The following is a 24,441-nucleotide window of genomic DNA, read 5'->3' as shown; positions in this document are numbered from 1 at the left end:
GCCGCCCGCGGGCATCGCGGCCGCCGCGGCGCGCGGTATCGTCAGCGCCGTGACCGCGCCCGCCGCCGCCCCGCTTCGCGAACGCTTCGACCGCGTCGACGCGCTGCGCGGCGCTGCGATGCTGTGGATGGCGGCGTTCCACTTCGCGTTCGACCTGAACCACTTCGGCCTGCTCGAGCCGCGGCAGGACTTCTACCGCGACCCGCTGTGGACGCTGCAGCGCACCGCGATCGTCAGCCTGTTCCTGTTCACCGCCGGGCTCGGGCAGGCGCTCGCGCTCGACGCCGGCCAGCCGGCCGCGCGCTTCTGGCGGCGCTGGGCGCAGGTCGCCGGCTGCGCGGTGCTCGTCTCGGCCGGTTCGGCGCTGATGTTCCCGGCGAGCTGGATCAGCTTCGGCGTGCTGCACGGCATCGCGCTGATGCTCGTCGTCGCGCGCTTCGCGGCGCCGCTGCGCGCCGGGCTGTGGCCGCTCGGCGCGGTGGCGATCGCGCTGCCGCACCTCGTGCAGCACCCGTTCTTCGACACGCGGTGGACGAACTGGGTCGGCCTCGTGACGCGCAAGCCGATCACCGAGGACTACGTGCCGCTGCTGCCGTGGCTCGGCGTGATGCTGTGGGGGCTCGCGGCGGGGCAGTGGCTGCTGGCAAACCGGCGCGGCGTGCTGGCGGCGGCCGTGCCCCGTTTCGCGCAGCCGCTGGCGGCGCTGGGCCGCTGGCCGCTCAGCTTCTACATGCTGCACCAGCCCGTGCTGATCGGCGCGATCCTGGCCTGGCGTTACGTGTCGTGACGTCGGTCACACCGGTCGTCACGGAAATGGGGGGTGAAAACCCCTCAAGTCCTGCTTCAGTGGGCCGATAGCTTCGTCAAGCCGTTTCCCCTCACGGTGCCGCCATGACCTTCTCGATCGCTCCACCCTCGCCCACCGGGCTCGCGCTGACGCCGGTCGCGCAGGCGTCGAAGGCCGTCACCGCGGTCGCGCCGGTCGAACCGGTGGCGGCGGCGCGGCCCCTGTCCACCGACGAGCGGCCGACGCGGCCGGTGACGCCGCTGTCGATGTCGCTGCACCTGATGCGCGTGCCCGCCTCGAGGCTCGCCGACGTCTACGCCGAGATGCGGTCGCTCGCCAACGACGCGCCCGGCACGCGCTTCGCACCCGCGCCGGCCGACGACGCAGCGGCGTTGCCGCTGCACCTGCGCGCGTAAAGGGACCACCCCCGCAGTGCCTTCGGCGCCGCCCCTCGAGGGGGCGGGCCCGGACCCGGAAGGTCCGGCGGACCTGTCGTGAACCTGCGGCGCGCGCGGCTACCATCGCCGCATGGCCGCCAAAGTGCTGTATGGATTCCACGCCGTCGGCGTGCGCCTGAAGACGGCGCCCGACAGCGTGATCGAGGTGCACGTCGACGCCACGCGGCGCGACGCGCGGATGCGCCAGTTCGTGCAGCGCGTGCGCGACGCCGGCATCGGCGTCGTCGACAGCGACGACGCGCAGCTCACGCGGCTCGTCGGCAACCCGCGTCACCAGGGCGTGGCCGCGCGCGTGAAGCCGCTGCCGCAGGTGCACTCGCTCGACGACCTGCTCGATGCGGTGCAAGGCCCGCCGCTCGTGCTCGCGCTCGACGGCGTGACCGATCCGCACAACCTCGGCGCGTGCCTGCGCGTGGCCGACGGCGCCGGCGTGCACGCGGTGATCGCGCCGAAGGACCACGCGGTGGGCCTGAACGCGACGGTGGCCAAGGTCGCCAGCGGCGCCGCCGAGACGGTGCCGTACCTGATGGTGACCAACCTCGCGCGGTCGCTCACCGAGCTGAAGGAGCGGTCGATGCGCGTCGTCGGCCTCGCCGGCGACGCCGCGCTGACGCTGTACGAAGCCGACCTGTCGGGGCCGCTCGCGTTCGTGCTCGGCGCCGAGGGGCCGGGCATGCGGCAGCTCACGCGCAAGACCTGCGACCTGCTCGTGCGCATCCCGATGAAGGGCGCGGTCGAGAGCCTGAACGTCTCGGTCGCGGCCGGCATCTGCCTGTACGAGGCGGTGCGCCAGCGCGGCTGACGCGATGGCCGGCGATGTGCTCGACCCCGCCACGCTCGCCGCCGTGCGCGCGCACCTCGACGCTGCGCGGCGCGTGTGCGTGCTGACCGGCGCCGGCATGAGCGCCGAAAGCGGCATCCCGACGTTTCGCGACGCGGCCACCGGGCTGTGGTCGACGTTCGACCCGGCGCAGCTCGCGAGCGAGGAGGGCTTCCGCGCCGACCCGCAGCGCGTGTGGGACTGGTACGCCGAGCGGCGCGCGGGCGTGCGCGCCGCGCAGCCCCACGCCGGCCATCTCGCGCTCGCCGCGTTCGGCCGGCGTCGCCCCGGCGTGCTGACGCTGGTGACGCAAAACGTCGACGACCTGCACCAGCGCGCCGGCTGGCCCGAGACGATCCGCCTGCACGGCGACATCCTCGCCGACCGCTGGCTCGAGCCGTGCCCACGCGGCCTGGCCTGCGACCCGGCCACTGCGTCGGCGGGCCGCCCGCCGCGCTGCACCGAGTGCGGCAACCTCGTGCGCCCGGCGGTCGTCTGGTTCGGCGAGACGCTGCCCGAGCGCGCGCTCGACGCGGCCGAGCGCGCCGCGCGCGCGTGTGACGTGATGCTCGTCGTCGGCACGTCGGGTGCCGTGTGGCCGGCCGCGGGGCTCGCGCACGTCGCGCGCCGCGCCGGTGCGCAGGTGGCCATCGTCAACCCTGACGCGAGCGAGATCGACGACCAGGCGCACTGGGTGCTGCGCGGCACGGCCGCCGGCGTGCTGCCGCGGCTGCTCGATACACTTGGGCGACCACCCTCGTAGCGCCTGCGGCGCCGCCCCGCGAGGGGGCGACGCCGGCGGACCGGCGAAACCGCATCCGCGGCGTCCGCTGGACGCGCAGCCGCTCACCCCCGTCGTCGGCGCCTCGGTGCCGACGCCGTACCCACCACGCTCTTGCACACCCGCCATGCCCGTCATCGCCGTCCGGCACCCCCTCGTCCAGCACAAGATCGGCCTGCTGCGCGAGGCCGACGTCAGCACGAAGAAGTTCCGCGAGATCACCGGCGAGCTCGCCGCGCTGCTCGCCTACGAGGCCACCGCCGACTTCCCGCTCGAGCCGCGGCGCATCCAGTGCTGGAGCGGCGAGATCGAGGTACAGCAGATCGCCGGGCGCAAGGTCACCGTGGTGCCGATCCTGCGCGCGGGGCTGGGCATGCTCGACGGCGTGCTGCAGATGGTGCCCAACGCGAAGATCAGCGTCGTGGGCCTGTCGCGCAACCACGACACGCTGCAGCCCGAGCACTACTTCGAGAAGTTCGTCGGCCACCTCGACGAGCGCACCGCGCTGATCGTCGACCCGATGCTGGCCACCGCGGGCTCGATGATCGCCACCGTCGACCTGCTGAAGGCGCGCGGCTGCCGCGACGTGCGCGCGCTCGTGCTCGTGGCCGCGCCCGAGGGCATCGCCGCGCTCGAGCGCGCGCACCCCGACGTGCGCTGCTGGACCGCCGCGGTCGACAGCCACCTCGACGCCAACGGCTACATCATCCCCGGCCTCGGCGACGCGGGCGACAAGATCTTCGGCACCAAGGACGCCTGAGCGCGCCGAGCGCACCCGGCCCGTGCACCCGTTGCCCGCGCCCCCGGCGGCGAGCGCCGACCTCGCGCCGGCGCTGCGCCGGCGCGGCCTGCTCGCGCTGTTCGGCTCGACGTTCTTCGAGCTGACGGGCTTCTTCATGTTCGCGCCGCTGCTGCTGTTCACGCTGAAGGCGCGCGGGCTCGACACCGCGACGACCGGCCTGTTCAGCGCCGCGCTGTGGCTGGGCATCGGCGCGGCGACGCCGTTCGCGGCGCGCTGGGTGCGCTGGCTCGGGCGGCGGCACGCGCTGATCGCCAGCGTCGCGGTGCCGCTGGCGACGCTGCTGGGCATCACGCTGAGCACGTCGCTCGCGCTGTGGGCGGCGCTGTACTTCGTCGCCGGCGTCGCGGCGGCGCTGCGCTGGATCGTCGCCGAGGCGACGGTGGCCGAACTCGCGCCGCCGCACCGGCGCGGGCGCGTCGTCGCGCTGTTCGAGACGATGGTCGGGCTCACCTTCGTGCTCGGCCCGGCGCTGCTGGCGGCGGTGGGTACCGACGGCGACGCGGCCGAGCGCTCGCGCTGGACGGCGATCGCGCTGGTGGCCGTCGGCTTCGCGTGGAGCCTCGCGCTGCCGCCGCTGGCGCCCGCCGCGCACGACGGCGCGACGCGGCTGGGCCTGCACGGCGTCGCCGACGCGCTGCGTGCGGCGCCGGCGGTGATGGTCGCCGGACTGGCCGGCGGCTTCTTCGAAAGCGGGCTGGCCGGCGTGCTGCCGCTGTACGGCCTCGCGATGGGCTTCACCGCCGCGGCCGCGGCGCTGCTGGTGTCGGCCAGCGGGCTCGGCGGCACGCTGATGATGCTGCCGCTCGGCGAAGCGAGCGACCGCCTGCCGCGCCGCGCGGTGGCCATCGGCTGCGCGGCGGCGACGCTCGCCGCGACGCTCGCGCTGCCGTGGGTCGGTGCCTGGCCGTGGCTGGCCGCGGTGATCGCGTTCGTCTGCGGCGGTGCGGGCGGGGGCCTGTACACGCTCGCGATGATCGAGATCGGCCACCGCCACCGGGGCACCGCGCTCGTCAACGCGACCGCGGTGCTCGTGCTGTCGTACACGGTGGGCGCGATGCTGTCGCCGGCGCTCGGCGCGGCGGCGCTGCAGTGGGCGCCGGGCTGGGGCTTTCCGGCGCTGCTGGCTGCCGTCGCGGCGGCAGCGCTGGTCGCGATGCTGCGGCGCTGAGAGGGGCCCCGGCGACGCGCCGCGCGGCCCCGTTCAGGCGGTGGCCGCGCGCCGCGCCTCGAGCTGCGCCTCGACGACGTCGAGCAACTGCCGCAGGTCGAGCGGCTTGGCCAGGTATTCGACGAAGCCGGCGGCGCGCCCGCGCGCGACGTCGGCCGGCATCGCGTTGGCGCTGACCGCCACCGCCGGTGCGTCGCAGCCCATCGCGCGCAGGCGCCGCAGCAGCTCGTAGCCGTCGCAGCCGGGCAGCTGGATGTCGAGCAGCAGCAGGTCGGGCGGCGCGCTCGCGGCAGCCTCGAGCGCAGCGTCGGCGTCGCCGGCGATCGCGAGGTCGATGTCACCGCGCGTCGCCAGCGCGTCAGCCAGCAGCCGCTGGTTCGCCGGGTGGTCTTCGACGTACAGCACGCGTCGCGGCCTTCCGCGCGGCGCCGCAGACGGCGGCGAGGCGGCGGACGCAGCGGCAGTTGCCGGTTCGGTGCCGGCCTCGGCGTCGGCGCGCGGCATCCAGAACCAGAACGTGCTGCCGCGTCCGGGCTCGCTGCGCACGCCGATGCGCCCACCCATCAGCTCGACCAGCCGCTTGCACACGCTCAGGCCGATGCCGGTGCCCGCGACACGCGAGCGCGCGGCGTCGAGCCGCTCGAACGGCTGGAACAGGCGCCCGATCTGCGCCTCGGTCAGCCCCGCGCCGGTGTCGGTGACGCGCACTTCCCAGCCGCCGGCGTCGCCCCCTGCCGCCGCTGGCGCGGGCGCGCACTGGGCGTCGACGGTCACCTCGCCGCCGCGCCGGTTGTACTTGACGGCGTTGGTCAGCAGGTTCAGCAGCACCTGGCGCAGCCGCGCGCGGTCGGCGTGCACGACCGCGGCCGGGTCGACGGCCACGTGCACCGCGACGTCGCCCTGCTGCGCCATCGGACGCAGCATCTGCACGCACTCGGCGACCAGCGCGCCGAGCGCGACCGGCTCGGGCGCGAGCCTGACCTTGCCCGCCTCGACGCGCGCGAGGTCGAGGATCTCGTCGATCAGCTCGAGCAGCTGGCGCCCGGCGCGCAGCACCTCGCGCACGTGCGCCGCCTGATCGCCGCGCAGGGGCGACATCTCGAGCAGCTGCGAGAAACCGAGCACCGCGTTGAGCGGCGTGCGCAGCTCGTGGCTCATCTGCGACAGGAAATCGCTCTTCGCGGCATTCGCGCGCTCGGCTTCACGCCGCGCCTGCTCGGCCTCGGCGGTGCGCTCGGCCACGCGCGCTTCCAGCGTCGCGTTCAGCGCGTTGAGCGCCGCCTGCGCCTGGGCGCGCTCGCGCTCGACCTGCAGCAAGCCGAACATGTTGACGCACGCCGTCATCAGCGGCTGCAGCGCCGGCAGCATCGAGGCGTCGTAGCCACCGGGGCGGTTGGCCAGCGCGATCAGGCCGCGCACCTCGTCGCCTTCGGTCAGCGGCACGCCCATGAAGTGGCGGATCGGCGGGTGTTCCGGCGGCGTGCCCGCCGCGCGCGCGTCGTGCGCGACGTCGTTGGCGACGACGAGCGCGCGCTCGGTGACGACGCGCCCGAACAGGTTGTCGAGGTTGCCGAACACCATGTCGCTCGGCGCGTGCCGCTCGAGAAGGCGTCGCGCCTCGGCCAGCGGGGCGGCGGCGTCGAGTCCGTGCGCCTTGACCGTGAGCCGCCCGTCGGGTGCGCGCAGCACCTCGCCGATGAAACCGTATTCACTCTCGGTGAGCGCGAGCGTCGCGGCGAGCAGCCCGCCGAAGATCTCGCCCTCGGGCGCGCGGGCGATGAAGCGCGCCTGCGCCTCGTTGATCGCGGCGAGCAGTCGCTCGGTGCGCTTGCGCTCGGTGACGTCCGTCGTCGTGCCGATCATGCGCTCGGCGCGGCCGTCGGCCGCGAACACGACCTGTCCGCGCTCGTCGACGATGCGCTCGCCGGCCGGCGTGCGCACGCGGTGCTCGACGGCGTAGCGGCCGTCGCTGCCCGGCGTCATCGCGCGCTGCATCGCGGCGGCGACGCGCTCGCGGTCGTCGGGGTGGACGGCGGCCATGAAGGCCTCGACGCCGGGCTCGACGGCACCGGGCTCGTGCCCGAGCAGGCGGAATTCCTCGGCCGACCACGACGCGCGGCCGCTGGACAGGTCGAGGTCCCAGCTGCCCACGCGCGCGATCTGCTGCGCCTCGGCGAGCTGTGCCTCCTTGCGGCGCAGTTCGTCTTCGGTGCGCCGGCGCCGCTCGTTGCTCAGCGCCAGCGACAGCTGGTCGGCGACCTGGCAGGCGAACGCGATGTCGTCGGCCGGCCAGCGGTGGGGCCCGTCGAAGCGCTCGAAGCACAGGATGCCGGCGGGCGCGTCACCGCGCCACAGACCGACGTCGAGCAGCGCGCGGATGCCCAGCGGGCGCAGATACAGGTCGGCGTAGGCGGCAGTACGCGGGTCGGCGAGCGCGTCTTCGGCGGCCAGGACCTTCGAGCGGCGCAGCCACTCGAATTCGGCGGCGACGGCGTCGGCGTCGAGCGTCGCGCCGTGCTCGTGCACGCCGGTGTGCGAGGTGTACAGGTCGCGGCAGACGAGCGTGCGCGCGGCCGCATCGAACAGCCACACGCCGGCGCGCGGCGTGCCGAGCGCGGCCGACGTGCGCTCGGTGACGAAGGCGGCGACGGCCTCGACGTCGCCGTCGGCGACCGCCGGCAGCGTCGCGAGCTCGGCGATCAGCGCCTGGCGTGCGTGACTGCGCTCGAGCTGGGCCTGCGTTTGCGCCTGCCGGCCGGCTTCGCGCCGCACGAGCGCCGCCGCGACCGCGCCGAGCAGCAGCAGCAACGCCCAGACGGTCGCGTTGATCGTGCGATGGCGCGCGCGCTGCGCATCGAGCGGCGCGAGGATCGCGTCTTCCGACAGGCCGACGACGAGCGTCAGGTCGCGGTCCCCGAGCCGCTGCCAGGCGAACAGGCGCGGCACGTCGTCGACGCGGCTCGCCGCGCGGTACGTGCCCTGCGCCGCGGCGCCGGGGGCGAGGAACGGCCGGTCGGCCGGCATCACGGTGCCCACCGCACTGGCTTGATTCGGGGTGCGCGCGAGCAGCCGGCCATGGCCGTCGACGAGCGCGACGATCTCGCCCGGCGCCAGCTGCAACGCGGCGAGCTCGCGCGCGAGGCCCTCGGTGTCGACCGACAGGTTGACGGTGCCGGCGAATCGTCCCCCGCGGCGCAACGGCCGGTTGACGATGAACGTCCATCCTTCGACGAGCCGCGCGCGCATCGGCGCGCCGATGCGCAGCCGGTCGTCGCTGGCGCGCTGCTGCTCACGGAAGTGCTCGCGGTCGCCGACGTCCACGCCGAGCGCGCCGTCGACCGTCGCGTAGACGACGCGTCCGTTCGCATCGACCACCGACAGGTACGCCGCCAGACCGCGCGGCAGCGCGTCGACGACGCTGCGTGCGACGGCGTCGACCGCCGCGGCTGCATCGGCCGCGCCGCCCGCGGCGAGCCAGGCGTCGCGCACGCGCTGCAGCCCGACGTCCATGCCGCCGACGAGCGCGTCGATGCGCCCGGCCATCGCGCTGCCCACCTGCAGGCCGCGCTTGGCCGCGTCGTCCAGCGCCCGCGTGCGCAGCTCGTCGTCGGCACGCTCGGACTGCACCCACAGCGCGCCGCCGCCGCCGACGGCGAGCACGGCGATCACCGTGATCGCTGCGAGGTGGCGCCAGCGCAGCGTCATCGCCAGGCCCCTGCGCGCGGGCGTCGGCGACGCGGCAGCGCGTGCCGCTGACGGGGGCTGGCGGGCCGTCGTGTCATCGCGGGGCAGCGCAGGCGGTGTGGAGCGGAGCCTGAGTGTAGGGGGTGGGGCGCTCGGGCCGCCTGGGCGCTGCCCTCATGCGCTTGTCATCGCGGCGCGCTCGCCACGGGCTGGCGCTGCGCCCACGCGCTGAGGGTGATCGCCGCGGCCAGCCACACCAGTCCGATCCACGGCAAGGTGGCGTAGGCGGCGGCCGCCGTCGCGCCGGCGGCCTCACGCGCGGCCACCGCCGCGCCACCGCCGGCCGCGCCGATCGCCTGGCCGGCATAGATCGCCGACGTGTTCAGCGCGAGCAGCGCCGGCGCGAGGGTGGGCGCCGCGATGCCCAGCCGCGCCTGCTGTGCCGAGTTCGACGCGAAACAGCCCAGCGCCCACGGCACCAGGACCACCGCCATCGCGACGACGCCGCCGGCCAGCGGCCACGCCGCCATCGACACGGCGATGCACGCGAGCAGCCACAACACCGCGCGTGCGGCGCCGATGCGGTCGACGTGGTGCGTGAGCAGCACGTTGCCCAGCAGGCCGAAGGCGCCGAACCAGAAGAACAGCAGGCTCACTTCGGTCGGGCTCGCGCCGAGCACCTGCCGGTAGTACGGCGCGAAGTACGAGAACAGCGTGAACTGACCGGCGCCCGACAGCGCGGTGACGAGCACGATCGCCATCAGCACCGGGTGCGTGACGACGGCGCGCCAGTCGCCCAGGTTCAGCGCCGGCGGCCTCACGCCCGCGGGCATCGCGCGCCACACCCACCACGCGCCGCCGGCGGCCAGCGCCGCGACGAGCGCGAACGCCCAGCGCCAGCCGAAGGTCTCGCCGATCCACGCGTGCACCGGCATGCCGACCACCGAGGCGACCGACCAGCCGAGGAAGACGAACGTGATCGCGCGCCCGCGCTCGGCCGGCGGCGTCATCGCGCCGATCGCCGCGGCCGCCTGCGGCGTGAACACCGCGGCCGCGAGCACGGTGGCCGCACGCAGCGGCAGCAGCGCCGCGTAGGTCGGCGCGACGGCGGCCAGCGCGTGGCCGAGCGCGTACCACGCGAGCGAGGCCACGAGCAGCACGCGGCGGTCCCAGCCACCGACGAGGGCGGCCATCAGCGGCGCGCCCACCGCCATCACGACGGCGGCCGCGGCGATCAGCTGCCCGCCGAGCGCGACGCTGACGCCCAGCGAGCGCACGAGGTCGTTGAGCGAGCCGGGCACGACCATCACGCCGCAGCCGATCGCGAAGTTGCCCGCCAGCAGGGCCCAGCGCGTGGCCGCCGGCGACGGCGGCGCGGCGCTCACCGCATCACCTTCAGCGCATCCGGGTTGACGATGTTCGTCGGGCGGTTCTCGATGAAGGCGACGACGTTGTCGAACGCGGCGCCGAAGTACTTCTCGTAGCTGTCGAGCTCGACGTAGCCGATGTGCGGCGTGCACACCGCGTTCTCGAGGCGCAGCAGCGGGTGGCCCTGCAGGATCGGCTCGCTCTCGAACACGTCGACGGCAGCCATGCCGGGGCGCCCCTTGTTGAGCGCCGAGACGAGTGCGCCGTCCTCGACGAGCTCGGCGCGCGACGTGTTGACGAACAGCGCGGTGGGCTTCATGCGCGCGAGGTCGTCGAGCGTGACGAGCCCGCGCGTGGCGTCGACCAGCCGCAGGTGCAGCGTGAGCACGTCGCTGCTCTCGAAGAAGGCCTCGCGGCTCGCGGCGGCGGCGAAGCCGTCGGCGCGCGCGGCCGCGCGCGAGGCCTCGCTGCCCCACACCTGCACCTGCATGCCGAACGCGCGGCCGTAGCCGGCCACCAGCCGGCCGATCCTGCCGTAGCCCCAGATGCCCAGCGTGCGGCCCTTGAGCACCATGCCGATGCCGAAGTTCGGCGGCATCGACGCCGACTTCAGCCCCGACTGCTGCCACGCGCCGTGCTTGAGGTTGCCGATGTACTGCGGCAGCCGGCGCATCGCAGCCAGGATCAGCGCCCACGTCAGCTCGGCCGGTGCGGTCGGGTCGCCGACGCCCTCGGCCACCGCGATGCCCAGCCGCGTGCACGCCTCGACGTCGATGTGCGGGCCCACGCGCCCGGTCTGCGAGATCAGCCGCAGCCGCGGCAGCTTCTCGAGCAGCTGGCGCGGGAAGTGGGTGCGCTCGCGGATCAGCACCAGCACCTCGGCGTCGCGCAGCCGCACCGACAGCTGCCCGATGCCCTTGACCGTGTTGGTGAAGACCTTGGCGTGGTACGGCTCGAGCTTGGCGGCGCACTTGAGCTTGCGCACCGCGTCCTGGTAGTCGTCGAGGATGATGATGTTCATGGCCGGCGCCGATTGTCGCCGCAGCGTCGCGCGGGCGCCGGGGCGAAGCGGGGGCGGCGGCCGCCGCCGTCAGGCGTCGAGCGGCGCGAAGCCCGAGCGCGGCGCGCGCGTCGGGAAGTGGCGGTTCAGCCGCGCGAGCCGCTGCTCGGCCTCGTACTGGCTGTGGCGCAGCGCGATCACGTGGTACAGCGCCGGGCGCAGGTGCCACAGGTCGCGCAGCGAGCGCGCGGTGTTGATGCGCATCAGCACGTCGCCGGGCACGACGCTGATCGCGTCGTCGACGCAGTCGGCGATCGCGTCGGCGAACTCGGCGCGCACCGACGCGAGGCGGGCGTCGGGTCGCGTCACCGCGGCGTCGTGGCTGCCATGCAGCCACGCGCCGGCGCGGGTCCACCACGCCGGCCGCGCGGCCGGCGGGCAGACCTCGATGCGGCTGAACAGGCGGCTCGTCGCCGCGCGCGGTGTGGCGGGCACGAGGCGCTGGAGCAGGGCGGCAAGCATGGCAGCGTTATCGGCGCGCGGGGCGTGCGGCTGAAGTGCGGCGGAAGGCGGGTGGTTGCGATCTTCCCGGCGCGCGGGCCGCAGCGATCGCGCGAACAGCGCGGCGCGCGGGCGGCAATTCGTCACGCGGCGCCGGTGCGCGCCCACCGCCGGCACGCGGTCGTGCTCAGCGCTGCGGCGCGGCGGGCGCATCGGGCGCGCCCTGGCGCGCGCGGTACTCGTCGATCAGCCGCTCCCAGACGACCTCGAGCTCGTACGCGGTGGCGCGGGCGAGCCCCTCGAGGTCGGGAAACAGCGACGCGTTGGTCACGTTCATGCGGTACAGCGCGCTCATGGCCTGCGCGCGCATCGCGAAGGGCAGCACGATCTTGACGATCAGCTCGTCGGTGCGGCCGTAGTGCTGCAGGATGCGCTCGAGCGGCTCGTCGAGCACGCCGGGCACGACGAACAGGCCCGACTGCGCGACGAGGCGGCGGTCCATTTCGGAGGGTTCGCCGCACCACAGCACCGGCCAGCGGTTGCCGAGGAAGTAGCGGGCGTAGTTGCCAGCCACGCGCGGGTCGATGCGCTCGCGTGTGAGCGTCGGGTCGAACGCCGGCGTCGCGGTCCACAGCACCGGCGTGTTCAGCGCGTAGACGGCGGCGTCGCCGGTGGCGTCCTCGAGCGCGAAGAAGGCGGCCACGTACGGCGACTTCGTGAAGTCGAGCAGCCGCGTCGGCGCGCCGTGGTGCTGCATCAGCGCGAGGCAGCGCAGGTCGTCGTCGAGCGCGCTGCGGTCGGCGAGATGGATGTGCGCCTTGCGGCGGAAGATGCGCAGCGCGCGCTCCTCGCGCAGCGGCCACAGCGACTTGTCGTCGCAGTAGGTCTGCAGCCGGCGCGTCAGCGAGCTGACCAGCGGCCACTGCGCCGAGGTCTCGCCGCGGAACGCCCAGCCGGCCTGCGCCGACGTGAGGTCGACGAAATCGGTCCAGCGCTCCAGCCGGATCACTTTCATGCTTTCTCCCTTCTCCTGCAGGGGCTTCGCCGCGACCACCCGCCAAGGAGGTTACCGCGCGCGCATGACCGAGGGTTGACCCGGATGGTGCGACCCAGCGGCCTCGCGGAGCATCTCTGGTGAATCATTAATGAACTTGTGTTTCAAAAATGAAACATCAAAGTCTGTGGGCGCCGACCCCCGCCGTCGGGTCCTGACGACAGCGGCGACGCGATGGAATGTTTCGTCAACGTCGTCGGCACGCGCGTCGTCGATGGTGACCACGCCGCAGCGCTGCGCTGGTACGCCGACCACGTGCACCAGTTGCTGGCCTTCCCGGGCCTGCGCGCCGCTGCGCTGTACCGTCTGGCCGACGCTGACCCCGCCGGCGATGCGCCGCACATGCTGTGCGTGTACGACTTCGGCACCGCCGAGGCCTTCGACGCGTACGGCCGCAGCGACGTGTTCGAAGCCGCCGCGCGGGACCGCATGGCGTCATGGGGGCGTGACGGCATCGCGATCGCGTCGCGCGAACCGTACTGGCGCCTGTACCGCGCCGTATACGGCGACGGCGCTGCGGTGCACGGGCCGTGGCAGGTCCACGCCTGGACGGGGCCCGTCTCGACCGCGGTCGAGCGAGCGATTGCCGCCAGTGCGCTCGCGCGTGGCGCAGCGGCCCACGCGCTGCTGCGTGGCGCGGCCCACGGCGCGTACCTGAGTTTCGAGTGTGGCGCGGTGGCGCCGGCGCCAGTCCCCGAGCCGCTGGCGCTGGCGTGGCACGGCGCGTACGACGGCCTGTGCACGTGGACGCGATGAAGTGCGTCGCCGTGACCGGCTCTTCGACCCCGTGGCCCGAGCAGCCGTCGGGGCTTCTTGTGTCTTCCACGTTCAGGAGTCTGTGATGACGAACCGTCGCCGCATTCTGTGGGCCCTTGCCGCCACCGGCGCGCTGGCCGCTGCGCTGGCCCATGCGCCCGTGCACGCGCAGGCCTGGCCGAGCAAGCCCGTCACCATCGTCGTCTCGTTCCCGCCGGGCGGCGACACCGACGCGCTCGCGCGCGTGTTCGCCGAGAAGCTCGCGGCACGCATCGGCCAGCAGGTGGTGGTCGAGAACCGCACCGGTGCCAGCGGCACGATCGGCAACGCGTACGTCGCGAAGGCCGCACCCGACGGCCACACGCTGCTGTTCACGCCGAACACGATCGCCACCGCCACGCTGGTGCTCAAGCCGGGCACCGGCGCGGCCTACGACGTGCTCAACGACTTCACCCCGATCGTCATGATGGGCAGCCAGTCGCTGTTCGTCGTCGCCACTACCGCCAGCGGCATCCACAACATGGCCGAGCTCGTCGCGGCCGCGAAGGCGGGCCGGCTGCCGAACTACGCCAGCCCGGGCAGCGGCTCGCCGATGCACATCCTCGGCGAGATGTTCAACAAGTCGGCGGGCACGAAGATCCAGCAGGTGCCGTACCGCGGCAGCGGCCCGGCGATCACCGACCTCGTCGGTGGCCACATCCACATGATGTACACGACGCTGGGCCCGGTGGCGCCGCACATCGCGTCTGGCAAGCTGCGCAACCTCGCGGTGGCCGATGCGCAGCGCTCGCCGCTGGCGCCCGACGTGCCGACGCTGGCCGAGCTGGGCTTCCGCGACGCCGAGGTCGGCGCGTGGCAGGGCTTCATGGGCCCGAAGGGCCTGCCAGCCGACATCGTCGCCAAGCTCAACGGCCACTTCAACGAGATCCTGAAGATGCCCGACGTGCAGGCGCGCATGACGCAGCTCGCGCTGGTGCCCGTCGGCGGCGAGCCGTCGGTGCTGCGCAACCGTGTCGCGGCCGACCACGAGCGCTACGGCAAGGTGATCAAGGAGTTCGGCATCCAGGCCGAGTGACGTGAGCCACCCCCTACGCGCTTCGCGCGCTCTCTCCCAGGGAGGGGGGCAAGCCCGGACACGCAAGGTCCGGTGGACCTTGCGTGCCTGGCGAGCGGCCGGGCCGCAAGGCGCGGCGCGGCCTGCAAGGCCCGCCAGCGGACCGGCCGAGCCGGATCCGCAGCGGTCGCTTGAAGGGTTGCTCTTCATCGGTCGTGGGTGTCACGTCGCCGCGAGAAGCGAGCCGTCCGATGTCGGTTGACCCTCCATCCGACGACGGTCAGCCGCCGCTGCCGTTCGAGGCTGCGCGCGTCTATGCGCGCACCGTCACCGAGTGGGGCCGGCAGCCGCTGCCGCCCGACGTCACGGCCTGGCACGGCCTCGCCTACGGCGACCACACCGCACAGCGCCTCGACGTCTACGCGCCGCGCGGCGCGCGCGCCGCGCCAGTGCTCGTGTTCTGGCACGGCGGCGGCTGGACCAACGGCTACCGCGAGTGGGTCGCGTTCATGGCGCCGCACGTCGTGCGGCGCGGCCTCGTGCTCGTCGCGCCGTCGTACCGGCTCGTGCACCAGGCGCGGCTGCCGGCGGCGTGCGACGACTGCGTCGCGGCGCTCGGCGCCGTGCGCGCGCACGCGGGCGCGTGGGGCGCCGACGCGCAGCGGCTGTACCTGTCGGGGCACTCGGCCGGCGGCCACCTCGCGGCGCTGACCGCGCTGCGCGCGGGCGGCGTGCGCGGCTGCCTGCCGATCAGCGCGATCCTCGACCTGCACCACCCGGCGCCGCCGCCGGGCAGCCTCGAGGAGCGCGTCTACACGACGGTGCTCGCCGACCCCGACGACGACGCGGTGCTCAGCCCGCTGCACTGGACGCGCGGCAACGCGGTGCCGTTCTCGCTGACGGTCGGCGAGCACGACAGCGAACGGGTGCGTCACTCGAACCGTCGCATGGCCGCGCTGCTGCGGCTGCAGCCGGCGCCCAGCGAACTCGTCGTCGAGGCGGGGCTCGACCACTTCGCTACGCACACGGCGCTCGCCGACGGCGACCATCTGTGGTATGCGCGGCTGCAGCGGATGGTGACTGCGACGGTGTAGCCGGCGCCGCTGCGCGGCAGGTGCGGCGGCGCGCGGGCCGATGCAGTCACCGACGTACCGCAGATCTCGCCAGCGCCGTTTGCCCGCCTTTTCCTTTTGAGATCGGGCAATTCCGCTGTGGATGCACCACACTAGCCTTGGCCCGTTGTCTCATCGACTTGGGAGGGGCACCTCATGCGTCGCAGCAGATCCTTCGTTCTCGCTGCCCTCGCGGCTATGGCGGTGACCGGCGTGGTCGCCCAGCCACCCGGCAAGGGGCCCGGTCCGCAGGCTGGGCCCGCGGCCGCCGCGAGCGGTCCGGCTGCCTTGGCATCGAGACACGGTGCCGGGCCGCGCGCCCGCTGGGGCAGCGATTACACGCCCGGCTGGTCGCTGATGACGCCGCAGGAGCGCAACGAGCACCGCGCGCGTTTGCGCTCGGTGCAAAGCTACGACGAGTGTGGTGTGTGACCTATATGACGCAGCGTCGCGAGCAGATGGCGGCGCGCGCCAAGGAACAAGGCCGCCGGGCGCTGGGCACGCCGCCGCGCGATCCCTGCGCGCCGCTCAAGCGTTGAGTTCGCGGCGTTGCGCGGCGCGGTCCGGCACGGCGTGCTTCACGGATCCGGCGCCGCTGCATGCGCGCAGCCGGTCGGTGGGTGATCGCAGCGGCGCGGGCTCGGCCCGCGAAGTCGGCCGGCTGTGCGAGTGCGATGACACCTACCGCTGGATCTGTGGCAGTGTCGGGCTGCACTGAAGTCCAGCCAGCCGTTCCAGTGGGCCGCCAGCGCCGACTCGGTCTTCGAAAAACGGCATCGACCTTGCTCACCGATCGACGGGATGGGGCGTCAGCCATCGATGCGCAGCGACAGGTCCACCGCGCGCACGTCCTTGGTCAGCTTGCCGCTGGAGATGCGGTCGACGCCGGTCTTGGCGATCTCGCGGATCGACGCCAGCGTCACGCCGCCCGAGACCTCGAGCACGGCGCGGCCGGCGGTGAGCCGGTACGCGCGGTGCATGTCGTCGAGCGAGAAGTCGTCGAGCAGCACGTAAGTCGCGCCGGCGGCCAGCGCCTGCTCGAGCTCGGCCAGGTTCTCGACCTCGATCTGGATCGGCACGCCGGCGTCGAGCGCGCGCGCGCGCTCGAGCGCCGCGGCGATGCCGCCGGCCGCGGCGATGTGGTTCTCCTTGATCAGGATGCCGTCCCACAGCGCCATGCGGTGGTTCGTGCCGCCGCCCACGCGCACGGCGTACTTCTGCGCCTGGCGCAGCCCGGGCAGCGTCTTGCGCGTGTCGAGCACCTTGCAGCCCCTGGGGTTCGGCGACAGGCCGGCGATCGCGTCGACGTATTCGCGCGTCGTCGTCGCCACTGCCGACAGCATCTGCAGGAAGTTCAGCGCCGAACGCTCGGCGCTGAGCAGCGCGCGCGCGTCGGCCTCGATCGCGACGACCTCGCTGCCGGCGGCGAGCACGTCGCCCTCGTCGGCGCGCCAGCTCAGCGTCGCCGTCGGGTCGAGCGTGAGCACGCAGCGGTCGAACCACGGGCGGCCGCACAGCACGAGCGGCTCTTTCGCGTGCACGCGGCCCGTGACACGGCGTCCGGCCGGCACCAGCATCGCGGTCCAGTCGCCGGTGCCGATGTCCTCGGCGAGTGCGTCGCGCACGTTGCGCTCGATCGCCTCGTCCAGCGTCTCGTTGTGGTCGAACATCGTCGCGTCCTCCGATCGGGGCCGGGGATGGTAGCAGCGGGTGGCGCGCGCCTTGCCCGTGAGCAGCGTGCCAGCGCAGCGGGTCACAGCGCGCGCTGCACCTTCACCGTGCCGGGCTCGTCGTGGTCGCGCTGCACGACGAAGCCGAGCTGGCGTGCCAGTGTCAGCATGCGCCGGTTGCTCGCCAGCACGACGCCGTGCATCGTCTTGAAGCCCCGGCGCTTCGCGGCGTGCATCAGCACGCGCATCAGCAGCCCCGCCAGCCCGCTGCCCTGCCAGTCGTCGGCCACCGTCACGGCGAATTCGCAGCCGTCGCCCTGCGGGTCGGCGACGCAGCGCGCGACGCCGACCCACGCGCGCTTGCGGTCGCCGGTGGCGGTGGCGGCCAGCGCGAGGTGGCGCTGCTGGTCGACGTCGGTGAAGTACTTCAGCTTGGCCGGCGTCAGTTCGCGCAGGCTGCTCATGAAGCGCTTGTAGCGCGACGCCGTCGACAGGCCGCGCACGAAGGCCGCCTCGCGCGGCGCGTCGGCAGCGGTGATCGGCCGCAGCGTCACGCGGCGCCCCTGGCCCAGCCGCAGCGGGCGCCGCGGGATCGGCAGGGCCGCCGGCCGGGGGGGCTTCGCTGCGGTGGTGTCCGCCAGCGTCGTATGCCTCGGTATCGCATTGCCCGGCGAGGCGCGCTGCCGCCGGCGTGCAATCGCCGCGCGCTGGCGACGTACCGCGGCGGCGAGGTCGTCGAGCGATGCGTCGGGTGCGATGCGCGCGCCGTCCAGCGGCACGCCGAGCCGCTCGCCGACCGCGTCGAGGAGGTTGAGCCAGTCCAGCGAGTCGAGGTCGACCTGCGCGCGCAGCGCGCGCGTGGCATCGACCGCCGCCAGGTTTGCCTCGGGGGCCAGCGCCTGCAATGCCGTCAGCACCGCGGCGCGGTCGTCGTCGATCGTGGCGGCGCCGTCCATGCGGCACGCAGTCTATGCGGTACCCCGGCATCGCAAGACGACGACGCCGAAGACCTGATGGCCTCGTGCGCCACGGGCAGTGGTCTGGTGGCCAGCGCGCGGCAGTTCCCGCTCAAGGGCAGGTCTCTGGCGATTCGTTCACGCGCCGTCAACACGCACGAGCTGGCGCTGGCCGACACCCTGCGCGCGCTGCAGGGTACCGCGCGCACCTCGAGCGGCTGCACGACGACGCTGCGGTGCAGCGCACGGACCTGGGGCAGCTCGCGCGGCTCGCGGTGGGCAACCCGAGCCGCGAGCGCTTCCTCGCCGAACTGACCCTCGATCCGCCGCAGTCCACCAGCGACGAGGTGGGCGTGCCGCACCGCGACGACGACGGGCTGGTGCTGTCGACGATGTGTGCTGCCAAGGGCCAGGAGAGGGGGCGCGGTGGTCGTGCCCCACACCGTCGACGGCAGCGTCCCGTCGGACATCGCGACCGGCAGTGCCGCCGAGCTCGAGGAAGAGCAGCGGCGGCTGTACGTCGCGATGACGCGTGCGAAGCGCCACCTGGCCCTGCTCGGGGTCGCAGCGATTCCATGTCACGGCGCAGCACCGGTTCGGCGAGCGGCACGTGTGGGCGTCGCTGACGCGCTTCGTGCCGCCGTCGGTGGTGGCACGGCGTGTGCCAGCGCGGCCGTCGACCTCGCGCTGCGTTCTGATGCGCCCGCCTCAGCGCCAGGCCGGGTCGTGCGCGAGCCGCGCGGGGTCGAAGCGGTCGACTTCGTGCAGCAGCTCGACGAAGCGGTCGCTGACGTGGTCGATCACGGCGCGTCCCTTGTCGGCGCTGGCGCGCGTCGCGTCGCCGCAGGCGCCCAGCGGGTTCAGGTCCTGCGTCTGCCAGCCGAGCTTGCCGGTGTTCGTGATCGACAGGAAGCGGTGGTCGTCGGCGAGCTGCTCGGTCAGCGAGCGGAAGTGCTGCGCGCGGTCCATGCGCACGTGCTGCGGCGCCAGCGCGAGCATCACCGACGTCTCGAGGTCACCGCCGTGGATGCCGTGGCGCAGCTCGTGCGCGTCGAACATTCTCGGCGGCAGGCCGAGCGCCGTCCAGTTGGTGGCCACCACGACGACGCCGTGCTTCTCGCGCAGGTCGCGCGTGACGACGTCCATCAGGTTCATCTATCCGCCATGCGTGTTGAAGAACACGAACTTGCGCACGCCGCTGCGCACGACGCCGGCGGCCACCTCCATCCACAGCTCGATCAGCGTGTGCGCCGACAGCGTCAGCGTGCCGGGGTAGCGCGCGTGCTCGTTGCTCTTGCCGAACGGCAGCGTCGGCAGGAACAGCACCGGCAGCGCCTCGGGCAGCTTGGCGATCGTCGCCGCGACGAGGCCGTCGGCGATCGCGAAGTCGGTCGACAGCGGCAGGTGCGGGCCGTGCTGCTCGGTGGCGGCGATCGGCAGCACGGCGATCAGCCGCTCGCGCGGCAGCTGCGCGAGCTGCTCGCTGGTGTGGTCGGCCCAGTAGCGGCTGTGCCAGGCGGTCATCGGGAGCTCCTCGTCGGGCATTCGTGGCAGGCGGGCGGCGCGATGATCGCCGATCGGGCCCGCCGGCGGCGCGGGCGCCGCGCGGCTACCATCGCCGCCCATCATGCCGACGCCGCCCGCCGCTGCCGCCCCGACGCCGGGCGTCGCCTCGCCGCTGTGGCCGGGGCTGCTGCTGGCCGCCGGCGGCGCGATCGCGTTCTCGGGCAAGGCGATCATCGTCAAGCTCGCGTACCGCCACGGCGTCGACGCGGTGACGCTGATCATGCTGCGCATGCTGTTCGCGCTGCCGCTGTTCGTGCTGCTCGCGTGGTGGGCCGGGCGCGGCAGGCCGGCACTGACCGCGCGGGACTGGCGCGTCGTCGCCGCGCTGGGCTTCAGCGGCTACTACCTCGCGAGCTTCCTCGACTTCCTCGGCCTGCAGTACATCAGCGCGAGCTTCGAGCGGCTGATCCTGTACCTGAACCCGACGCTGGTGCTGCTGCTGGGTGCGCTGCTGTTCAAGCGGCGCGTCGGCGCGCGCGAGCTGGTGGCGCTGGCCGTCAGCTACGCCGGCGTCGCGCTCGTGTTCGGCCACGAGGCCAAGCTCGAGGGGCCGAACGTCGCGCTCGGCGCGGCGCTCGTGTTCGGCAGTGCGGTGAGCTATGCCGTGTACCTCGTCTACAGCGGCGAGGAGGTGCGCCGGCTCGGTTCGCTGCGGCTGACGGGGCTGGCGACGACGGTCGCGTGCCTGCTGTGCATCGGCCAGTTCGCGCTGCTGCGCCCGCTCGAAGTGGCGTGGACGGTGGCGCCGCAGGTGCTGTGGCTGTCGGTGCTCAACGCGGTGGCGTGCACCTTCGCACCGGTGATCATGGTGATGATGGCGATCGAGCGCGTCGGCGCGACGCTGGCGTCGCAGACCGGCATGATCGGGCCGATGAGCACCGTCGCGATGGGCGTGCTGATCCTCGGCGAGCCGTTCAACGGCTGGGTCGCTGCCGGCACCGCGCTCGTGTTGCTGGGCATGTGGATGCTGACGCGATCACGCTGACGGCGACACGGAACGGTCAACGAAGACGACGGAGAACGACGATGGATCTGGGACTGCAGGGCAAGTGGGCGCTGGTGTGCGCCGCGAGCAAGGGGCTGGGCAAGGGCTGCGCGAAGGCGCTGGTGCGCGAGGGCGTGCACGTGGTGATCACGGCGCGCGGCGTCGAGGCGCTCGAGGCCACGGCGGCCGAGCTGCGCGCGCTGAACCCGGCCGTCGACGTGCGCACGGTGGCCGGCGACATCACGACGCCGGCCGGGCGCGCGGCGGCGCTGGCGGCGTGCCCGCAGGTCGACATCCTCGTCAACAACGCCGGCGGCCCGCCGCCGGGCGACTTCCGCGACTGGGACCGCGACGCGTGGATCGCCGCGCTCGACGCCAACATGCTCACGCCGATCGAGCTGATCAAGGCCACCGTCGATGCGATGGCCGAGCGCGGCTTCGGGCGCGTCGTCAACATCACCTCGGGCGCGGTCAAGGCGCCGATCGACATCCTGGGCCTGTCCAACGGCGCGAGGAGCGGCCTGACGGGCTTCGTCGCCGGCCTCGCGCGCCAGCCGCGGCTCGCGTCGCGCAACGTGACGATCAACAACCTGCTGCCCGGCCCGTTCGACACCGACCGCCTGCGCGCGACGATGCAGGGCGCGGCGGCCAAGAGCGGACGCAGCATCGAGGCCGTGATGGACGAGCGCCGCGCGCTGAACCCGACGCGGCGCTTCGGCACGCCCGACGAGTTCGGCGCGCTGTGCGCCTTCGTCTGCAGCGTGCACGCCGGTTATCTGACCGGCCAGAACCTGCTGATCGACGGCGGCGCGTACCCGGGCACGTTCTGAGGCGGTCCTCGAAACGACGAAGCCCGCCGGCGGCGGGCTTCGGCTCGGGCGCGCGGTGGCGCTCAGCGCGCGGCCGTCGTCGCCGGGGCATCCGGCGCCTGCTCGATGCCGATGCCGCCGCCGCTGCGCGGCTTGGCGGCTGCGACGCGCTGCGCTTCGTGCATGCAGCCGTCGACGACGCGCTGCCCGAGCTTGGTGTCGATCATCATCGACTTGGTCGCGATCTGGACGATCAGCATCTGCCCGCGCACGTCCTCCAGACGCACGGCACCGGTGTGCGACAGCACCGGCTTCATCGTGTAGGTGCGGTTGCGGAACGACACGTCGAGGTAGCCGTCGTGGCGCGGGTTCATCGCGACGTTGAGCGTCTGGTTGAATTCGCACTGGTACTCGCCGTAGTACGCCATCGACGCGGCAGCCATCTGCTCGCCGCCGGCAGGCGGCAGGTCCACCGGCGCCACGGCGGGCGCCGGCGCGGCGCTGCGTGCGGGCTGGACGGCGATGCGGTTGGCCTTGGCCTGCGGCGCAGCCGCCTTCGCGGTGTTGCCCGCGCTTTGGGCGCAGGCCAGCCCCGGCAGGGCGAGGGCGGCGGCGGCGATCAGGGCGAGACGCTTCATCGATGGGCTCCCGGTGGCGCGATGGGCGCATTGTGATCGTGTGCGCCGGATCAGGTGAATCCGGATGTTGCGCGGCGGGCACATTTCTCGTTTTGGTCGCCCGGTGGCGGAACCGGCGCGGCGTGCGGCGTAGGCGTCAGGCGTCGGGCTCGAAGTAGGCGCGCCGCACCTCGGCGGGCAGCTGCGGGCCGCCGGCGTACGACGTGCGCCACGCGCGCTCGAGCACCTGCCAGAAGTAGCGGTAGCTGGCGCGGTCGTGCAGCGTGTCCATGTGGCTGATCGGCGCCCAGTGCGCCGCCTGCGCCTTGGCGATGATCTCGATCGCCTGGTCGACCTCGGCCGCGCTCGGTGTGAACGCGTCGATGATCGGCCGCACCTGAGCCGGGTGGATGCTCCACATGCGCGTGTAGCCCAGCTCGCGCGCGGCGCGGGTGGCGGCTTCCTGCAGCTTGGCCGGGTGCTTGAACTCGGTGACGACGCAGTGCGACGGCGTCTTGCCGGCCGCGTGGCAGGCGGCGGAGATCTCGAGCTTGGCGCGCACGACGAGCGGGTGCTCGAACTGGCCGCGCGCGCTCATCGCCGACTGCGGGATCGCGCCGCGGTGTGCCGAGACGAAGTCCATCAGCCCGAACGACAGCGACTCGATGCGCGGGTGCGCCGCCAGCGCGTGCACGTCGCGCAGCGCGCCGTGCGTCTCGACGAGTGCGTGCAGCGGGATCGGACGCTCGATGCCGGCGCCGCGCGCGACGTGGTCGATCGCCTGTGCGGCGGCCTGCAGGTCGGCCAGGCCATCGACCTTGGGGATCATCAGGTACGCGAGCCTCGCGCCGGCGCGCCGCACGATGACCTCGACCATGCCGAGAAAGGCCGGATGCGATACCGGCACGACGCGCGCACCGACGCGGCCGTGCGCGTTCAGCGGCGAAGTGACGAGCTCGGCGATGCGATGCGCCTGCTCGATCTCGCCACCCACCGGCGCGCCGTCCTCACCGTCGAGCGTGACGTCGAACACCGGCCCGAGCTCGGCCTGCAGCTCGAGGCTCTTGCGCATGCGCTCGGGCACGCCGGCGTAGTGGTCGCACACCGGCAGCGACGCCGGCCGTTCATGGGCACCGAACAGCACCTCACGCGGGTGGACAGGGGACGAGGCGGTCATCGGCGGGCGTGTCCTGTGGCGCGGGGTGGGGGGCCAAGCAATGCGGCCGGCAGGCTGCGCACCTGCCGGCCGCGGGCCGGGAGCGGGGATGCCGCGGTCAGAGCAGGTGCCTGACGCCGTCCTGTTCCGACAGCAGCTCGGCCAGCGTCTTGTCGATGCAGCCCTGGCTGAACTCGTCGATCGGCAGGCCCTCGACGATGCGGTAGTCGCCGCCGGCGCAGGTCACGGGATAGCCGAACACCACGTCCTTCGGGATGCCGTACTCGCCGTTGCTCGGCACGCCCATCGTGACCCACTCGCCGTTCGTGCCCAGCGCCCAGTCGCGCATGTGGTCGATCGCGGCGTTGGCGGCCGACGCGGCCGACGACAGCCCGCGCGCCTCGATGATCGCGGCGCCGCGCTTGCCGACGGTGGGCAGGAACACGTCCTTGTTCCAGACGGGGTCGTTGATCATCTCCTTGACGGAGGCGCCGTCGATCGTCGCGAAGCGGTAGTCGGCATACATCGTCGGGCTGTGGTTGCCCCACACGCACAGCTTGCGGATGCTGGACACCGGCTTGCCGGTCTTGGCGGCGATCTGCGAGAGCGCGCGGTTGTGGTCGAGGCGCAGCATCGCAGTGAAGTTGCGGCGGTCGAGGTCGGGTGCCGACTTCATCGCGATGTACGCATTGGTGTTGGCCGGGTTGCCCACGACGAGCACCTTGACGTGGCGGCTCGCGCTGGCGTTGAGCGCCTTGCCCTGCGCGGTGAAGATCTGTGCGTTGGCCGCGAGCAGGTCGGCGCGCTCCATGCCCGGTCCGCGCGGGCGCGCGCCGACGAGCAGCGCGTAGTCGGTGTCCTTGAATGCCTTGGTCGCGTCGCTGTGCGCTTCCATGCCGGCGAGCAGCGGGAACGCGCAGTCCTCGAGCTCCATCATCACCCCCTTGAGCGCCTTTTGCGCCTTCTCGTCGGGGATCTCGAGCAGCTGCAGGATCACCGGCTGGTCCTTGCCGAGCATCTCGCCCGCGGCGATGCGAAACAGCAGGGCGTAACCGATTTGGCCAGCGGCGCCGGTGACGGCGACTCGAACGGGCTTCTTGCTCATGGTGGAGGCTCCGGAAGAGGGTGGACGCAGGGGCGCCGGGCGAGACCGTCGCCGAGGCGCGCAGTGTAGGCCCATCCGCCTTACACGGCGGCTTACAGCCGAGCGCCGCGCGCGGCCAATGACGCTGTCTGTTGTCTTATATAGTCGGCCCTGCAAAATTCATCTCGCGGCGCCGACGAGAAGCGCCGGACGTGCAAGAGTAGCGAGTCGATTCGCGGACGCTGCGAGCGCT

Annotated in this window: 22 protein-coding genes and 2 pseudogenes; 13 read left to right on the top strand and 11 right to left on the bottom strand. The window is 73.4% G+C overall.

Annotated elements, in window-relative coordinates:
* Positions 1 to 49 precede the first annotated feature (49 nt).
* From MOJ79_RS13370 to MOJ79_RS13345, 6 genes are all read left to right on the top strand, one after another.
* Positions 50 to 787, top strand: a complete 738-nt coding sequence (locus MOJ79_RS13370; protein WP_336606327.1) for a DUF1624 domain-containing protein — start codon at positions 50 to 52, stop codon at positions 785 to 787.
* A 104-nt stretch (positions 788 to 891) separates the two neighbouring features.
* Positions 892 to 1,203, top strand: a complete 312-nt coding sequence (locus tag MOJ79_RS13365) for a hypothetical protein (RefSeq protein WP_241924604.1) — start codon at positions 892 to 894, stop codon at positions 1,201 to 1,203.
* 112 nt (positions 1,204 to 1,315) lie between these two features.
* On the top strand, positions 1,316 to 2,047 hold the full coding sequence (gene rlmB / locus MOJ79_RS13360) for a 23S rRNA (guanosine(2251)-2'-O)-methyltransferase RlmB (RefSeq protein WP_241924603.1): 732 nt from the start codon (positions 1,316 to 1,318) through the stop codon (positions 2,045 to 2,047).
* A gap of 4 nt (positions 2,048 to 2,051) precedes the next feature.
* Positions 2,052 to 2,828, top strand: coding sequence for an SIR2 family NAD-dependent protein deacylase (locus tag MOJ79_RS13355; protein ID WP_241924602.1), 777 nt, complete (start codon positions 2,052 to 2,054; stop codon positions 2,826 to 2,828).
* Between the two features lie 145 nt (positions 2,829 to 2,973).
* Positions 2,974 to 3,606, top strand: coding sequence for a uracil phosphoribosyltransferase (gene upp / locus MOJ79_RS13350; RefSeq protein ID WP_241924601.1), 633 nt, complete (start codon positions 2,974 to 2,976; stop codon positions 3,604 to 3,606).
* Positions 3,607 to 3,637: 31 nt separating this feature from the next.
* The gene (locus MOJ79_RS13345; protein ID WP_241924600.1) at positions 3,638 to 4,816 is read left to right on the top strand and encodes an MFS transporter; all 1,179 of its coding nucleotides are present in this window, start codon (positions 3,638 to 3,640) and stop codon (positions 4,814 to 4,816) included.
* Positions 4,817 to 4,849: 33 nt separating this feature from the next.
* Here MOJ79_RS13345 and MOJ79_RS13340 read toward each other — a convergent pair whose 3' ends face one another.
* The 5 genes from MOJ79_RS13340 to MOJ79_RS13320 all read right to left on the bottom strand — a co-directional run bounded on the left by MOJ79_RS13340 (position 4,850) and on the right by MOJ79_RS13320 (position 12,384).
* Positions 4,850 to 8,521: an ATP-binding protein gene (locus MOJ79_RS13340; RefSeq protein WP_241924599.1), complete on the bottom strand. Its 3,672-nt coding sequence runs from the start codon at positions 8,519 to 8,521 to the stop codon at positions 4,850 to 4,852.
* Positions 8,522 to 8,685: 164 nt separating this feature from the next.
* The gene (locus MOJ79_RS13335) at positions 8,686 to 9,885 is read right to left on the bottom strand and encodes an MFS transporter (RefSeq protein WP_241924598.1); all 1,200 of its coding nucleotides are present in this window, start codon (positions 9,883 to 9,885) and stop codon (positions 8,686 to 8,688) included.
* Positions 9,882 to 10,889, bottom strand: a complete 1,008-nt coding sequence (locus MOJ79_RS13330) for a D-2-hydroxyacid dehydrogenase family protein (RefSeq protein WP_241924597.1) — start codon at positions 10,887 to 10,889, stop codon at positions 9,882 to 9,884. Before MOJ79_RS13330 ends, MOJ79_RS13335 begins: the two co-directional genes overlap by 4 nt.
* Positions 10,890 to 10,958: 69 nt before the next feature.
* On the bottom strand, positions 10,959 to 11,390 hold the full coding sequence (locus MOJ79_RS13325; protein WP_241924596.1) for a hypothetical protein: 432 nt from the start codon (positions 11,388 to 11,390) through the stop codon (positions 10,959 to 10,961).
* A gap of 166 nt (positions 11,391 to 11,556) precedes the next feature.
* Positions 11,557 to 12,384 (bottom strand): FRG domain-containing protein, encoded by an 828-nt coding sequence (locus MOJ79_RS13320; protein ID WP_241924595.1) that lies wholly within the window; start codon positions 12,382 to 12,384, stop codon positions 11,557 to 11,559.
* A gap of 213 nt (positions 12,385 to 12,597) precedes the next feature.
* Between MOJ79_RS13320 and MOJ79_RS13315 the strand changes: the two genes are divergently transcribed.
* From MOJ79_RS13315 to MOJ79_RS13305, 3 genes are all read left to right on the top strand, one after another.
* On the top strand, positions 12,598 to 13,179 hold the full coding sequence (locus MOJ79_RS13315; RefSeq protein ID WP_241924594.1) for a hypothetical protein: 582 nt from the start codon (positions 12,598 to 12,600) through the stop codon (positions 13,177 to 13,179).
* A gap of 82 nt (positions 13,180 to 13,261) precedes the next feature.
* The gene (locus tag MOJ79_RS13310; RefSeq protein ID WP_241924593.1) at positions 13,262 to 14,254 is read left to right on the top strand and encodes a Bug family tripartite tricarboxylate transporter substrate binding protein; all 993 of its coding nucleotides are present in this window, start codon (positions 13,262 to 13,264) and stop codon (positions 14,252 to 14,254) included.
* Positions 14,255 to 14,484: 230 nt separating this feature from the next.
* Entirely contained in the window at positions 14,485 to 15,327 is an 843-nt protein-coding gene (locus tag MOJ79_RS13305; RefSeq protein ID WP_241924592.1) for an alpha/beta hydrolase, read from the top strand.
* An 827-nt stretch (positions 15,328 to 16,154) separates the two neighbouring features.
* Here MOJ79_RS13305 and nadC read toward each other — a convergent pair.
* Both nadC and MOJ79_RS13290 read right to left on the bottom strand, forming a co-directional pair.
* Entirely contained in the window at positions 16,155 to 17,015 is an 861-nt protein-coding gene (nadC, locus tag MOJ79_RS13295; protein ID WP_241924591.1) for a carboxylating nicotinate-nucleotide diphosphorylase, read from the bottom strand.
* 83 nt (positions 17,016 to 17,098) lie between these two features.
* On the bottom strand, positions 17,099 to 17,971 hold the full coding sequence (locus MOJ79_RS13290; RefSeq protein ID WP_241924590.1) for a GNAT family N-acetyltransferase: 873 nt from the start codon (positions 17,969 to 17,971) through the stop codon (positions 17,099 to 17,101).
* A 57-nt stretch (positions 17,972 to 18,028) separates the two neighbouring features.
* Between MOJ79_RS13290 and MOJ79_RS13285 the strand changes: the two genes are divergently transcribed.
* Both MOJ79_RS13285 and MOJ79_RS13280 read left to right on the top strand, forming a co-directional pair.
* Positions 18,029 to 18,286: a hypothetical protein gene (locus tag MOJ79_RS13285; protein WP_241924589.1), complete on the top strand. Its 258-nt coding sequence runs from the start codon at positions 18,029 to 18,031 to the stop codon at positions 18,284 to 18,286.
* Positions 18,287 to 18,367: 81 nt separating this feature from the next.
* Positions 18,368 to 18,466, top strand: a pseudogene (locus MOJ79_RS13280) (hypothetical protein); the annotation flags it as partial.
* 213 nt (positions 18,467 to 18,679) lie between these two features.
* Here MOJ79_RS13280 and MOJ79_RS13275 read toward each other — a convergent pair.
* Positions 18,680 to 19,495 (bottom strand): annotated as a pseudogene (locus MOJ79_RS13275) (creatininase family protein).
* Between the two features lie 103 nt (positions 19,496 to 19,598).
* Here MOJ79_RS13275 and MOJ79_RS13270 point away from each other — a divergent pair.
* On the top strand, positions 19,599 to 20,522 hold the full coding sequence (locus MOJ79_RS13270; protein WP_241924588.1) for a DMT family transporter: 924 nt from the start codon (positions 19,599 to 19,601) through the stop codon (positions 20,520 to 20,522).
* Positions 20,523 to 20,563: 41 nt separating this feature from the next.
* Positions 20,564 to 21,352: an SDR family oxidoreductase gene (locus tag MOJ79_RS13265; RefSeq protein WP_119353410.1), complete on the top strand. Its 789-nt coding sequence runs from the start codon at positions 20,564 to 20,566 to the stop codon at positions 21,350 to 21,352.
* A 62-nt stretch (positions 21,353 to 21,414) separates the two neighbouring features.
* On the opposite strand, the gene MOJ79_RS13260 is transcribed toward MOJ79_RS13265, so the two are convergent.
* The 3 genes from MOJ79_RS13260 to MOJ79_RS13250 form a co-directional block, all read right to left on the bottom strand.
* Positions 21,415 to 21,969, bottom strand: coding sequence for a hypothetical protein (locus MOJ79_RS13260; protein ID WP_241924587.1), 555 nt, complete (start codon positions 21,967 to 21,969; stop codon positions 21,415 to 21,417).
* Between the two features lie 136 nt (positions 21,970 to 22,105).
* Positions 22,106 to 23,125: an HpcH/HpaI aldolase/citrate lyase family protein gene (locus tag MOJ79_RS13255; protein WP_241924586.1), complete on the bottom strand. Its 1,020-nt coding sequence runs from the start codon at positions 23,123 to 23,125 to the stop codon at positions 22,106 to 22,108.
* Between the two features lie 97 nt (positions 23,126 to 23,222).
* Positions 23,223 to 24,209, bottom strand: coding sequence for a malate dehydrogenase (locus MOJ79_RS13250; protein ID WP_119286819.1), 987 nt, complete (start codon positions 24,207 to 24,209; stop codon positions 23,223 to 23,225).
* Between the last annotated feature and the right edge of the window lie 232 nt (positions 24,210 to 24,441).

The sequence above is a fragment of the Calidifontimicrobium sp. SYSU G02091 genome (assembly GCF_022631395.1).
Lineage (GTDB): Bacteria > Pseudomonadota > Gammaproteobacteria > Burkholderiales > Burkholderiaceae_C > Calidifontimicrobium > Calidifontimicrobium sediminis.
The sequence above is the reverse complement of the archived record's forward strand: the minus strand, read 5'-3'. Positions and strand labels throughout refer to the sequence as shown.